Source organism: uncultured Flavonifractor sp., assembly GCF_944385615.1.
Lineage (GTDB): Bacteria > Bacillota > Clostridia > Oscillospirales > Oscillospiraceae > Flavonifractor.
Map to the genome: position 1 here is coordinate 24,994 of NZ_CALWXV010000024.1, position 13,317 is coordinate 38,310.

13 protein-coding genes are annotated in these 13,317 nt (G+C 58.9%); 9 read left to right on the forward strand and 4 right to left on the reverse strand.

What is annotated here, in order from left to right; translation table 11 throughout:
* The 3 genes from Q0J75_RS07780 to Q0J75_RS07790 form a co-directional block, all read right to left on the reverse strand.
* The gene (locus tag Q0J75_RS07780) at window positions 1-237 is read right to left on the reverse strand and encodes a hypothetical protein (protein ID WP_297199180.1); all 237 of its coding nucleotides are present in this window, start codon (window positions 235-237) and stop codon (window positions 1-3) included.
* Window positions 234-2,156: an NAD(+) synthase gene (locus Q0J75_RS07785; RefSeq protein ID WP_297199183.1), complete on the reverse strand. Its 1,923-nt coding sequence runs from the start codon at window positions 2,154-2,156 to the stop codon at window positions 234-236. Before Q0J75_RS07785 ends, Q0J75_RS07780 begins: the two co-directional genes overlap by 4 nt.
* Window positions 2,157-2,309: 153 nt before the next feature.
* A complete protein-coding gene (locus tag Q0J75_RS07790) occupies window positions 2,310-2,774 on the reverse strand; it encodes a winged helix-turn-helix transcriptional regulator (RefSeq protein ID WP_297199186.1) in 465 nt (154 codons plus the stop codon).
* A gap of 421 nt (window positions 2,775-3,195) precedes the next feature.
* Here Q0J75_RS07790 and Q0J75_RS07795 point away from each other — a divergent pair, with 421 nt between their 5' ends.
* The 6 genes from Q0J75_RS07795 to Q0J75_RS07820 all read left to right on the forward strand — a co-directional run bounded on the left by Q0J75_RS07795 (window position 3,196) and on the right by Q0J75_RS07820 (window position 9,310).
* Window positions 3,196-3,546, forward strand: a complete 351-nt coding sequence (locus tag Q0J75_RS07795) for a cupin domain-containing protein (protein ID WP_087336435.1) — start codon at window positions 3,196-3,198, stop codon at window positions 3,544-3,546.
* Window positions 3,547-3,588: 42 nt separating this feature from the next.
* Complete coding sequence (locus Q0J75_RS07800; protein WP_297199192.1) at window positions 3,589-4,398, forward strand: SDR family NAD(P)-dependent oxidoreductase; 810 nt, start codon at window positions 3,589-3,591, stop codon at window positions 4,396-4,398.
* A gap of 32 nt (window positions 4,399-4,430) precedes the next feature.
* Window positions 4,431-5,360: a 3-hydroxyacyl-CoA dehydrogenase family protein gene (locus tag Q0J75_RS07805; protein WP_297199194.1), complete on the forward strand. Its 930-nt coding sequence runs from the start codon at window positions 4,431-4,433 to the stop codon at window positions 5,358-5,360.
* A gap of 54 nt (window positions 5,361-5,414) precedes the next feature.
* A complete protein-coding gene (locus tag Q0J75_RS07810) occupies window positions 5,415-6,425 on the forward strand; it encodes a cyclase family protein (RefSeq protein WP_297199196.1) in 1,011 nt (336 codons plus the stop codon).
* Between the two features lie 118 nt (window positions 6,426-6,543).
* Window positions 6,544-7,392, forward strand: a complete 849-nt coding sequence (locus Q0J75_RS07815) for a 3-keto-5-aminohexanoate cleavage protein (protein WP_363315725.1) — start codon at window positions 6,544-6,546, stop codon at window positions 7,390-7,392.
* A gap of 559 nt (window positions 7,393-7,951) precedes the next feature.
* The gene (locus Q0J75_RS07820) at window positions 7,952-9,310 is read left to right on the forward strand and encodes an MFS transporter (RefSeq protein WP_297199198.1); all 1,359 of its coding nucleotides are present in this window, start codon (window positions 7,952-7,954) and stop codon (window positions 9,308-9,310) included.
* Between the two features lie 473 nt (window positions 9,311-9,783).
* Here the strand turns inward: Q0J75_RS07820 and Q0J75_RS07825 are convergent, their stop codons facing one another.
* Entirely contained in the window at window positions 9,784-10,110 is a 327-nt protein-coding gene (locus Q0J75_RS07825) for a helix-turn-helix domain-containing protein (RefSeq protein WP_297199200.1), read from the reverse strand.
* A 142-nt stretch (window positions 10,111-10,252) separates the two neighbouring features.
* Here Q0J75_RS07825 and Q0J75_RS07830 point away from each other — a divergent pair, with 142 nt between their 5' ends.
* The 3 genes from Q0J75_RS07830 to Q0J75_RS07840 all read left to right on the forward strand — a co-directional run bounded on the left by Q0J75_RS07830 (window position 10,253) and on the right by Q0J75_RS07840 (window position 13,209).
* Window positions 10,253-10,558 (forward strand): hypothetical protein, encoded by a 306-nt coding sequence (locus tag Q0J75_RS07830; RefSeq protein ID WP_297199201.1) that lies wholly within the window; start codon window positions 10,253-10,255, stop codon window positions 10,556-10,558.
* 442 nt (window positions 10,559-11,000) lie between these two features.
* Window positions 11,001-12,770 carry a threonine--tRNA ligase gene (gene thrS / locus Q0J75_RS07835; RefSeq protein WP_297199203.1) on the forward strand — a complete coding sequence of 590 codons (1,770 nt, stop codon included), beginning with the start codon at window positions 11,001-11,003 and terminating at the stop codon, window positions 12,768-12,770.
* A gap of 139 nt (window positions 12,771-12,909) precedes the next feature.
* Window positions 12,910-13,209, forward strand: coding sequence for a hypothetical protein (locus Q0J75_RS07840; RefSeq protein ID WP_297199205.1), 300 nt, complete (start codon window positions 12,910-12,912; stop codon window positions 13,207-13,209).
* Window positions 13,210-13,317 lie beyond the last annotated feature (108 nt).

Genomic DNA, 13,317 nt, shown 5'->3' on the forward strand with positions numbered 1-13,317 from the left:
TCAGCCCAGTCCCTCCAGCTCTTCCAGCCAAAGAGCAGCCACGGCATCAGAGGGCATCCGCCAGTCAGCCCCATGAAAGCGGGCTTTCATGGGGGCCCTGTTTCTTTTTACTTCCTCGGCGGGAGTGAATCCCGCCTGCGGCAAGGCTTTTCCGCGACGCGGAAAAGCCTTGGACGCGCCATAGGCGCGGCTCGCTTTCGCTCGCGGGCGACTGGCGGCCCAAACCAGTTTTTTCATTCCAATCCCTCCAACTCTTCCAGCCACAGGGCCGCTACAGCGTCGGAGGGCATCCGCCAGTCGCCTCTGGGGGACAGAGCCACCGAGCCCACCTTGGGCCCATCGGGCAGACAGGAGCGCTTGAACTGCTGGGAGAAGAACCGGCGGTAGAAGTTTTTCAGCCACTTGAGCAGGGTGGCCCGGTCATAGCGGACACCCAGGGCCTGCTCCGCCAGCCGCAGCACCTTCCGGGGCCCAAAGCCCCAGCGAATGGCATAGTAGAGATAAAAGTCATGGAGCTCGTAGGGCCCCACCAGATCCTCGGTCTTTTGGGTGATCTTCCCCTCGATGGCGGGAAGAAGCTCCGGGGATACGGGGGTATCCAGAATATCGGCCAGCACTCCGGACAGCTGGGGGTCCTCCTCCTCCTTGTCATCGGAGATAAAGCTGACCAGATGGCGCACCAGGGTCTTGGGGATACCGGCGTTGACGGCATAGTTGCTCATGTGGTCCCCGTTGTAGGTACACCAGCCCAGAGCCAGCTCGGATAGATCGCCAGTACCGATGACCAGGCCGCCGGTCTGATTGGCGATATCCATAAGCACCTGGGTCCGCTCCCTGGCCTGTCCGTTTTCAAAGGTCACGTCGTGGTTTTCCATGGACTGGCCGATATCCTTGAAGTGGCGGCGTACCGCCTCCCCAATGTCGATGGTTTTGAGGGTACACCCCAGCCGCTCGGCCAGCAGCACGGCGTTGGATTTGGTTCGGTCCGTGGTGCCGAAACAGGGCATGGTGACGGCGATAATATCGGTGGCGGGGCGGTCCAGCATCTGCATGGACACCGCCGTAATGAGCACCGCCAGGGTGGAGTCCAGTCCGCCGGACAGGCCCACCACCGCCGTCTTGGCGTTGGTGTGCTCCAACCGCTTTTTGAGCCCCATGGCGGCGATATACAGGATCTCATTACACCGCTCCGCCCGGTCATTCTGGTCCTGGGGGACAAAGGGGGTCGGAGAGATGGGCCGGGTGAGCCGGGTGTCGGTTACCGGCAGATGGAAGCTGGCTCGCCAGCACTCCCGACTGGGGTCGGCCTGATAGGTATTCATCCGCTGCCGTTCATAGACCAGCCGATCCACATCGATCTCGCTGATGGTCAGACCGGAGGCAAAGCGCCGCTCAGCCAGAATGGAGCCATTTTCCGCCACAATATTGTGCCCGGCAAAGACCAGGTCGGTGGTGGACTCCCCCTCGCCAGCGTCGGCGTACACATAGCCGCACACCAGCCGCCCGCTCTGACCGGACACCAGACCCCGGCGGTAAGCGGCCTTGCCCGCCAGCTCATTGGAGGCCGACAGGTTCAAAATCAGGGTGGCGCCCGCCCGGGCCGCCCGGATGGAAGGGGGCTCCGGGGCCCACAGGTCCTCGCAGATCTCCACGCCGATCACCAGATTGGGCAGGTCCTTACAGGCAAACAGGTCGCCGTCCGACAGGCCCACCTCCTGCCCGCACAGGATCAAACTTGCCTGCACGCCCGCACCGGAGGCAAACCACCGCCCCTCGTAGAACTCCCCGTAGTTGGGCAGATAGGTCTTGGGCACCAGGCCCAGAATCTCCCCGCTCTGGATAACCGCCGCACAATTATACAGCTTGTTGTCCCATTTGTTCCACACAGGCAGGCCTACGGCGGTCACCATATCCAGATTCTTGGTGGCCTCCAGGATGGTGCGGAGTCCCTCCTCCGCCCCCTTCAGCAGGGTGGACTGGAGGAACAGGTCCCCGCAGGTATAGCCGGTGAGGCACAGCTCGGGCAGCGCCAGTACCTTCACCCCCTGCTTGTCCGCCTCCCGCATGAGGGTAAAAATCTGCTCGGCATTATAACGGCAGTCCGCCACCCGGATCTTGGGGGTCCCGGCGGCCACTTTTACAAATCCATCGCGCATACACAGCGCCTCCTTACAAAAGGGATCTTTTCCATGCAAATATGATACCCCAAACCGCTCCCGATTGCAACGCCCGCCAGTCCGGAAGAACAAAACCCTGCCGGAGCCCGGCAAACGCCGGCCCAGGCAGGGCGCTTTCATGGATGGGACCGTTCAGTCCCGGTTTTCGTTCCGGTCCCGCCGCTGGCGGGTCCGTCCGGGCTCAAAGTCGTTGGCCTTCATGATATCCTGCAGCTCTTCGGTGTACTTGCTGGAGGTATGCACCACAAAGGCGTCGGAGTCGATGGGGATGCCCCGCTCGTCCATCTGCCGGATGCTCCAGATATACAGAGCGTCCAGCGCCGGAATGAGCTGTTCCCCACTGGGGGTGAGCACATACTCCACCTTGGGCGGAATGGTGTCGTAGGAAATGCGGCGGATCAGCCCCGCCTCCACCAGCTCCCGCAGCTGCTGGCTGAACACCTTCTCTGAAATGGGCAGAGCCTTCAACGTCTGGTTGAAGCGAATGCTCCCGTAGGTGTGGATCTCATGGAGGATGGTCATCTTCCACTTCCCGCCAATGCAGTGCAGCACATAGTGGTAGGGATTTGTCGGTGTGTCAAAATGATCGTTCCACACAAGCAGTTACCTCTTTCTCTCCCGGATTTACGCGCAGGGACCGACCGTTGTCCCCGCGTTATCATGATAACACAGCATCCCGCTCCCCACAAGGCGGCGTTGGAACCTTCCGGGGTGGTTATGCCAAAATTTTAACAAAGAATTTGTGTACTTTCAACAACAATTCTCATTCACGCCCGGTATTTCAGCCGTTTTGCATATTTTTATCCTTGCTGTTTGGGCGATTTTCACAATTTTCCGCCACTTACCATTTGGTGGGTGCAAACCAGCAAGTTACCTACTTACATAATTGTGTGTATTGCACAAAAGCCGCCCCACGACTACACTATAACCAGACAAAGTGCTGAGGCCCATGGAGGCCCGGCAAAGCGTATTTCCCCAATGAAATTCATAAATGATAGGTTAAAGGAGCGGATTTCAAATGGTTAAGCGCACTGTTGAGGAACTGAAGACTTATGAGGCCGCCGGCCACTTTGGCTGTGTCGCCATGCGCATCCACGGCAAGGAGGAGACCGGCGCTGAGAAGTTCTGGGTTGGCGTTTCCACCTTCCTGCCCGGCGGCGGCGCTGAGTGGGCTTACGAGGACAACCCGCTGGAGAAGGTCTACTACGTGCTGGAGGGCGAGATGACCGTCACCGATAAGGACGGCAAGAAGTACGTCATCCACGCCAACGAGTCCATCTCCTTCCCCCCCAATGAGGGCCGCGGCCTGAAGAACGAGAGCAACCTGCCCGCCCGTATGCTGGTCATCATCAACTATCCCAACGCCTGATTCAACGGGCGCTTCTGAACGATATCAAGGAGGAAAATCATCATGGTTCCTGTTAAGAAGGATTTTGTTGAGAATATGTTCTCCGTCAAGGATAAGGTCGCTCTGGTCACCGGCGCCACCGGCGCTCTGGGCTGCGTGCTGGCCAAGGCTTACGGCTACGCCGGCGCCAAGGTCTTCATGACCGGCCGCAACGACGCCAAGCTGAAGGCCCTGGAGGACGAGTTCAAGGCCGAGGGCATCGACTGCGCCTACTTTGTGGCCGACCCCGCCAAGGAAGAGGATGTGGACGCTCTGGTAAAGGCCTGCGTGGCCAAGTACGGCTGCATCGACATTCTGGCTGTCTCTCACGGCTACAACAAGCCCCAGAACGTGCTGGAGCAGTCCGTTGCCGACTGGCAGTACATCATGGACGCCGACTGTAAGAGCGTGTACATCGTCACCAAGTATGTGGCCCATCAGATGGTGGCCCAGTACGAGGCCGACAACACCAAGCGGGGTAAGATGGTCATCGTGACCTCTCAGCGCTCCAAGCGCGGCATGGCCGGCTACACCGGTTACTGCACCTCCAAGGGCGGCGCGGACCTGATGGTCTCCTGCCTGGCCTGCGACCTATCCGCCAAGTATCACATCAACGTCAACTCCATCTGCCCCACCGTGTTCCGCAGCGATCTGACCGAGTGGATGTTCGACCCCGAGTCCGCCGTGTACAAGAACTTCCTCAACCGCGAGCCCATCGGCCGCCTGGGCGAGCCCGACGACTTCGTTGGCTACGCGCTGTTCCTGTCCTCCGACGCCTCCAACTTCATCACCGGCAGCAACTGCGACTGCTCCGGCGGTTACCTGGTGGTGTAATGTCCGGCTGACGGGAAGGACGGCATAACGCAATGAAACAGATTAAAAATATCCTGATCTGCGGCGCGGGCATGATGGGCAAAAACATCGGCTTCGTGTTCGCTTCCAACCCCGACTTCCAGGTGGGTATGTACGATCTGTACCCCACCGATGTGGAGGCCGGCATCCGCACCAACTCCAAGCAGCTGGTGGACAAGGGCGTCATCACTGAGGAAGAGCTCAGCGACCGGCTCTCCCGCATCTCCTTTACCACCGACATGGACAGCGATATCGTCAAGAACGCCGACTTCGTTATTGAGGCCGTGTTCGAGGACATGAAGATCAAGCGCGAGACCTTCGCCAAGCTGGAGGAGCGCTGTGCCGAGGATACCATCTTCTGCACCAACTCTTCCGTCATGAGCCCCAGCGAGATCTCCGCCGAGCTCAAGCACCGGGAGCGCTTCGTGGGCACCCACTTCTGGAACCCCGGCCACCTGATCCCCCTGGTGGAGGTGGTCAAGTCCGACGCCTCCTCCGATGAGACGGCCCAGACCGTCATGGAGGTGCTGCGCTCCGTGGGCAAGAAGCCCGTGCTGTGCAAAAAGGACGTGCCCGGCTTCATCGCCAACCGGATGCAGCACGCCCTGTGGCGTGAGGCTATCTCCATTGTGGAGAACGGCATTGCTGACGCTGCTACCGTGGACGAGGCGGTGCGCTACTCCTTCGGCCTGCGGCTGCCCCAGCTGGGCCCCATGGAGAACGCCGACATGGTGGGCACCGACCTGACCTACAACATTCACGACTACATCCTCCAGGACCTGGAGGATTCCCACAAGCCCTCCCCCCTGCTTAAGCAGCTGCGGGACGAAGGCAAGATCGGCTTCAAGACCGGCGAGGGCTTCCAGAAGTGGACCCCTGAGCAGGTTGCCAAGTCCAACGCCGACCTGAACGAGTACCTGATCCGGATGCTGTACGGCAAGTAAGCCATCCGGTCATTCCCCCAAACATTTTGACCATTATTTAAGGAGGCACCTGTTATGGGTAAAGTATATGTTGATCTGACCCACCCCTTCAGCGCGGAGATTCCCCGCTGGCCCTATTTTGATAAGCCCGAGATCACCAACGCCCACACCATGGCCAAGGGCGGCGTGCTGACCTCCAAGATCACCTGCACCATGCACACCGGCACCCACTGCGACGCCCCCCGCCACGTCATGGAGTACGAATTCGACGGCCGTCGGGCCCGCTACACCCACGAGATGCCCATCGACGCCTACACCGGCGAGGCTGTGGTGCTCAAGCTGGACGTGGAACCCTGGACCCTCATCACCGACAAGCACCTGGACGAGGCTTGCCAGAAGTGCGGCGTGAATCCCGACGATCTGAAGGGCAAGGTCCTGTGCCTGAACACTGGTATGCACCGCCTGTTTGACGACTCCAAGGCCTACTATCACTACTCCATCGGCACCGGCATCGACGCCGGCAAGTGGTTTGTGAAGCACGGCGTGAAGTGCGTGGCCATGGACAGCCAGGCTCTGGATCACCCCCTGCACACCGCCATGGGCAACAACGGCATGACCCGTATGAACCTGCTGGGCGCCACCGGCAAGCCCATCACCGAGGAGTACAAGGAGCTCTTCGGCGAGGAGGCTTACGCTGAGTTCGACAAGTTCGAGTATATCCGCATCCACGGCCAGGCCGCCTATGACGAGAAGTTCGGCGAGCTGGAGAACCTGGGCGTGTGGGGCACCTGGGAGCCCTGCCACAAGGAGATGCTGGGCCACGGCATCGTGGGCGTTGAGAACCTGGGCGGCGATCTGGACAAGATCAAGCCCGGCACTGTGTTCCAGTTCTTCTGCTTCCCCCTGCGTTGGTACATGGGCGACGGCGCCATGTCCCGCTGCGTGGCTTACATCGACGAGGAGAACATTGATCCCTCCGTGTCCGACCGCACCTACAAGTACGGCGGCACCGGCTACGCCGACGAGTCCGGCCACGGCGGCAGCGGCCTGGAGTACATGCAGAAGCTCTTCAACCGCAACAAGTAAGCATCCGTTCCTATACTTTCCTAATTCCCTTCCCATTCCATGCCAAGCGTAAAGCGGCGGGCGGTCGCCCGCCGCTTTATGCGGTATCCTGATTTGATTAGAAAGGACTTGAATGACCGTGGCTGATCTGAAGAATAAGACTATTATCACCGTGGCCACCACCGGCGCCTGGCCCACCAAGGAGAACAACCCCAACGTCCCCATGACCCCCGCTGAGATCGCCGAGGATGTGTACGCCTGCTGGAAGGCCGGCGCTGCTGTCGCCCATCTGCACATGCGCGACGACGAGGGCCACGGCACCATGGACAAGGAAAAGTTCCGTCAGACCGTGGAGCTGCTGCGGAGCAACCACCCCGACTGCGACATCATCCTGAACATGACCACCTCCGGCGACCTGAACGCCACCGACGAGACCCGCCAGATCCACCTGAAGGAGCTGCGCCCCGAGATGGGCTCCTATGACTGCGGCTCCATGAACTGGCTGCACACCTCCCTGTTCCTCAATCCCCCCGCCTTCCTGGAGCAGCTGGGCAAGAATATGCAGGAGTGGGGCGTCAAGCCCGAGATCGAGGCCTTTGACCCCGGCATGATCGCCAACGCTCAGTACTACCTGAAGAAGGGCGTGCTGAAGGGGCCCCTGCACTTCCAGTTCTGCATGGGCTGCGCCAACGGCATCCCCGGCACCATGAAGAACCTGATCTTCATGAAGGAGACCATGGAGTCCCTGTGCCCCGGCTCCACCTGGAGCTGCTTCGGCGTGGGTCACTCCGCCATGACCATGCTGTACGGCGCTGTGGCTCTGGGCGGCCACATCCGTGTTGGCATGGAGGATAACGTCATGTACGCCAAGGGTCAGCTGGCTGAGAGCAACGTCCAGTTCGTGGACCGCGCCCGCCGCGTCATTGAGGAGTTCGGCAAGCAGGTGGCCACTCCCGACGAGGCCCGCGAGATCCTCAGCCTGAAGTAAGCCTTTTCCCGTTTTCTGTCCCCCGTGGGAGCATTACGGTCATTTTGCCGGTGCTCCCACGGGGGTTTTCTGTTGATTCGGCAGATATGCCTGCAAGCCCGCCAGCGCCCCTATACGCCGTTTTCTCTCTCAGCCGTCTCCTATACTGCTAAACCCCATTTTCCCTCTCACACGCCGCCAGAAAGCCGTCAGAAGCATCTGTCTGATTTTCACCTTCTCCCTCCCGGCTTTGTGCGCTTTTTCAGGTATCCTGGACGGGATGCCGCCCCCTGACCATCTCCCCACAAAATTTTGGCTTTAAAATTATACATACTGTACATTACAGATTTTATACTGTAATTTACCCGCAGCAGTTTGTCAATTTTTTAACTATTATTTTGGGCAGATTATATAAAACAAGACGCTTACTTCTTAGTTACTATGCACTTTTTGGTTAGTAACTCACTTACTTGTATGTATTGCACAAAAGGCCGCAAATCGCTAAAGTATACCTGCAACAAGGAATGGACTTGCCGGCACATGTCCTGATCCAAACCATTTTAGAGATGAGGGAAGATCAATGGCGAAACAAAACCTTCGCGACGGGAACAAAAACTCCGTCGTTAATTTCGGCGCAGGCTGGCTCGTGATCCTCTACTGTCTGCTCATGTTTTTCCTGTACGTCGGTATGTGCAACGACGGCGCCAACATCACCGCCCCCAACGTGGCCTTCCGTCTGGGCCTGGAGCAGGGCGACATCATGAACATGAACTCCCTGGCCGGCATCGTCGGCGTGGCGTTCTTCATCATTGTAGGCCAGATCAACCGTAAGGTGGGTGCCCGCATCACCTCCGGCGTGTGCTGCATTATCTCCGGTATCGCTTACATCCTGGCCTGCAACGCCCCCAGCATTGTTATCTACACCATCGCCATGTGCTTTGTGTACGGCAGCATCATGTCCGCCGGCTATGTGGCGGGCGGCACTCTGGTAGCCACCTGGTTCCCCAAGAAGAAGGGTGTGGTCATGGGCTACACCACCATGGGCCACAACTTCGCTTCCGCCTTTTATGTGCAGTTGGTAGCCATCCTGATCGCGCCCACCGCGGTGGTCGTGAGTAAGGGCGGCGCGGAGCTGGCCAATGTGGGCGAAAACTTCTCCGCTGGTATCGTTCCCATCGGCATCGCCGCCATCGTTCTCGGTATCCTGGGTATGATCTTCATCCGCAATACCCCCCAGGAGCGCGGCATCAACCCCGACAACGTCTCTGATGAGGTCTATAAGAACGAGTACGACACCACGGACGCGGTCGAGGGCGACGGCGGCTGGACCACCGGCAGTTTGCTCAAGACCAAGGAGCTGTGGCTGGCCGCCATCACCACCGCCTTCTTCCAGATCTGCTCCGTGGGCGTCATGAGCCAGCTGGTGACCCGCAACATTCAGCTGGGCTTCACACCCCAAGCTGCTATGAACGTTATGACCATCCTGGCCCTGGGCGGCGTGGTCGGCTCCTGGCTCATCGGTATCATCGATGACAAGATCGGCACCAAGAAAACCATGGTGGGCTTCGGCGTATGGTATGCCATCGCCCTGCTGTGCAACTTCGGCGCCACCGACAGCTCTTCCCCTCTGGTGTATGTCTCCCTGTTCATGATCGCCATGGGCATCGGCGGCTCCGCCAACTTCACCACCTCTCTGCCCACCTCCATCTTCGGCCGTCAGGGCTTTGACAAGGTGAACAGTGTCATCTTCCCCATCCAGGGTGCCATCACCGCCTTGTGCTTCCTGGTCAACGGCGTGGTACAGAAGATGACCGGCGGCGAGATCAAGATGGCCTACCTGGTGTTTGCCGCTGTGGCCCTGGTCAACGTGGTGCTGGTGCTCATCGTAAACGAGCACCGCTTCAACCGGGACTGGAAGGCCGCTCACGCCGGCAAGTAAGATAACCTCCATATCCCCCCAAAAAGGACCGGCTCCCGCCGGTCCTTTTTGCTGCTAAAACCAAAAGCCTCGCAGAGTTCACGCTCACAGGCGTGAACAAAGTGATATCTGGTTTTTCCCGGCGACATGTGCGTCGGGAAAAACACTTCTCAGCCCGCCAGTGTGGAATTTGTCCGCTGTAAGTGGACAAATTCCGCGCACAGTGGGCTGTGTCCTTTTCAAATAAGTGGCTATGCCACTTATTTGAGTGGTTACACCAAAAAGCCCCGGCCAGAAGGCCGGGGCTTTTTGGGTGTGTGTTGTGTGTGTTGCAAAGGTGTTGGAGAGGGATAAGAGAGGAATTGGTTTGGGAGGATGGTCTCGTTCAGATTCATTTCTGAATCTGTGAGTATCATACCCTGTAAATAAGGCTAAACCATGTATTCATTGTGAATAAACTGTAAATTACAATGGTCCGGAGCTTATCTCCAATCCTACTCTTGTTCCCGCAGCCAGCGCAGAAAGCTGTCCGCCAGTTCCAGCTGCTTGGGATTCATCCCCCGCAGATGCTCCGCCACCGCCTGATTCCGGCTCCAATCCTCCTCCCGGCGGGTGCCCAGCAGCAGTTGGTCCGGCGTAACCTCCAAAGCCTCACAGATGCGCATGAACACCTCCAGGCTTGGGATCGATCTGCCTCGTTCAATGTTGGAGAGGTAGTTATTGTTGATGTCGCATCGCTCACACACTTGTACCTGCCGCAGTCCCATTTTTTTGCGGCGGGCCGCAATGCGCTGTCCGAGCTGCCGGTAATCCATCCCCATCTCATCACCTCACGTCAAGTTCATTTTATCTATTCCTCCCTTCCCTAAAAATAATCTTAAAGTGTATTTTATACTTGACGCGGTATTTTACCTGTTTTATAATAAAATATGTCTTGTTGCTTTCATTTCGAGGTGCTTTTTCATGGCTATCATGTCCAACTCTGCCTCTGAATTACTGGAACGCCTGGCCTATCTCTCCAACTGCTGCTATCTCTCCGACCTGCGCTACCTGGACTGCCCCTGTCCGCCTGTGGTCAAAGCGCTGCGTGCCATCCCCGCCAGAGAGTATACCTGCCCGTGCTGGCAGGAGGTCCTATATTACCTCACCGGTCATACTGTTCCCGCCCTGACCGACAGCTGGGCCTGCCGCCAATATCTGATAGACCGCTACAGCGGGCAGGTCAAGAAAAAAGTTTCCTCCCCCTTGACACCTCCCCCCGGTTGGTGATATAGTGGCTTGGTCAAAATGGCTTTGACGGAGAAGAACCCGCACGGCGGCGGACAGAGAGGGACACATTTTGGTGGAAGTGTCCTGCGACACGCGGCGGCTGTACCACTCCTGAGCCGCCCGGGAGGACCGGGCCGGGGCTTTCCCGTTACAGAAAGTCACAAGCGGCATGAAGTCACGCTGTGCGCCCTCCGCGACGGCGCCTAAGTCCTGCGACTGCGCAAAACACCAAAAAGCCTTTCTGCTTTTTGGTATTTCGCTTCGCTCCGGCCTTAGCCACCTGCTCCCGGGCGCCTCCGCGCTCTATGCAAGCAGGGTGGAACCGTGGGACGTTTTTTACGCCTCACCCCTGAACATCAGGGGTGAGGCGTTTTTTGTTTTGCCCCTCAGCTTTGTAGGGGCGCACATCGCGCCCGCCTACGGACAGAAGGAGGAAATTGATATGTCCGAAGAAGTCAAGAACGAGTTTACCTTTGAAAATCCCGAGTACCGCAAGACCTATTGGCACACCTGCTCCCACATCCTGGCCCAGGCCGTCAAGCGCCTGTTCCCTGAGGTGAAGCTGGCCATCGGCCCCGCCATCGAGGAGGGCTTTTATTACGACATGCAGTCCCCCTTCCCCTTCACCCCTGAGATCATGGAGCAGATCGAGGGTGAGATGCGGAAGATCTGCAAGGAAAAGCTGAAGCTGGAGCGGTTCGAGCTGCCCCGGGCCGAGGCCCTCAAGCTGATGGAGGAAAAGGGCGAGCCCTTCAAGGTGGAGCTCATCAACGACCTGCCCGAGGATGCGGTGATCTCTTTCTACAAGCAGGGCGAGTTCACCGACCTGTGCGCCGGTCCCCATCTGGACTCCACCGCCCGGGTCAAGGGCAACGCTATCAAGCTCACCGCCTGCAACGCCGCCTACTGGCGGGGCGACTCCAACCGGGAGACCTTGCAGCGGATCTACGGCATCGCCTTCCCCAAGAAGGACGAGCTGGACGCCTACCTCCAGCGCATTGAGGAGGCCAAGAAGCGGGATCACCGGAGACTGGGCAAGGAGCTGGGCCTGTTCATGCTGCGGGACGAAGGCCCCGGCTTCCCCTTCTTCCTGCCCAAGGGCATGGTGCTGCGCAACACCCTGATCGACTACTGGCGTCAGGTCCACAAGCGCTACGGCTATGTGGAGATCTCCACCCCCATGATGCTCAACCGGCAGCTGTGGGAGCGCTCCGGCCACTGGGACCACTACAAGAACAATATGTACACCACCGTCATTGACGACACTGACTTTGCCATCAAGCCCATGAACTGCCCCGGCGGTATGCTGGTCTATTCCAGCGAGCCCCACAGCTACCGGGACCTGCCCCTGCGGGTGGGCGAGCTGGGCCTGGTCCACCGCCACGAGCTGTCCGGCGCGCTTCACGGCCTGTTCCGGGTGCGCTGCTTCACCCAGGACGACGCCCACATCTTTATGACCCAGGACCAGCTGAAGGACGAGATCAAGAACGTGGTCAAACTGTTTGACGAGGTCTACTCCGTCTTTGGCCTGCCCTACAAGATCGAGCTGTCCACCATGCCCGAGGACCACATCGGCACTGTGGAGCAGTGGGAGCACAACCAGGATATCCTGAAAGAGGCCATTCTGGAGATGGGCAAGGACTTTGAGGTCAACGAGGGCGACGGCGCCTTCTACGGTCCCAAGCTGGACTTCCATCTGGCCGACTCTCTGGGCCGGACCTGGCAGTGCGGCACGGTCCAGCTGGACTCCCAGCTGCCCGAGCGGTTTGAGCTGGAATACACCGGCGCCGACAACGAGAAGCACCGCCCCGTCATGCTGCACCGTGTGGTGCTGGGCTCCATTGAGCGGTTCATCGGCGTCATCACCGAGCACTTTGCCGGCGCCTTCCCCACCTGGCTGGCTCCCGTGCAGGTGAAGGTGCTGCCCATTACCGACCGGGCCGCCGACTACGCCGACCAGGTGGCCGCCAAGCTGGACGAGCTGGGCTACCGAGTGGAGACCGACCACCGCAGCGAGAAGATCGGCTTCAAGATCCGTGAGGCCCAGCTGCAAAAGGTCCCCTATATGCTGGTGGTGGGCGACAAGGAGGCCGAGAGCGGCGAGGTGGCCGTCCGCAACCGTCACGGCCAGCAGACCGTCATGTCCTTCGATGCCTTTGCTGCCCAGCTGAAGGACGAGGTGGACACCAAGTCCCTGGAGCAGAAGATGTAATTCTCGTTTCCTTTCAGGAGCGCTCTGCGTCATGCAGAGCGCTCCTGTTTTGTCTTCAGACCGCTGTCACACAGATGCCCCGGCAGGCATAGCATACTGCGAGCTAAGGCTCAATACCAATAAAGGAGCACTCGTCATTATGGGAATACCTGTTATCACCCCCAGCACCACCACCAGATCTCAGGCCATCACCGACATCATTGAGTCGGTGGCGTTGCAGGAGACCGCCCTGTCCCACATCCTCAACGCTGAGGGTGAGAAGATCCAGAAGATGGTGGCCATGCAGGACGTCACCCCCGATGTGCTGCTTGCCACCAACAAGTCGGTGGAATCCATGGTCAACGCCGTATCCCGGCTGGAAATGATCCTCCACTCCAAGCTTTCCGCCTTTGACGGCTGTCTGTGCCGGTCTGACGACGCGGCCGCCCCAGAGGTATAGCCCCAAGACGGGGCTCCATGATGGAGCCCCGTCTCAGCCTGTCGAAAAAGTCCAGCGAAAGCTGGGCTTTTTCGTTTGCAAGAGGTAAAATAGCAATAGGTGGTGAGA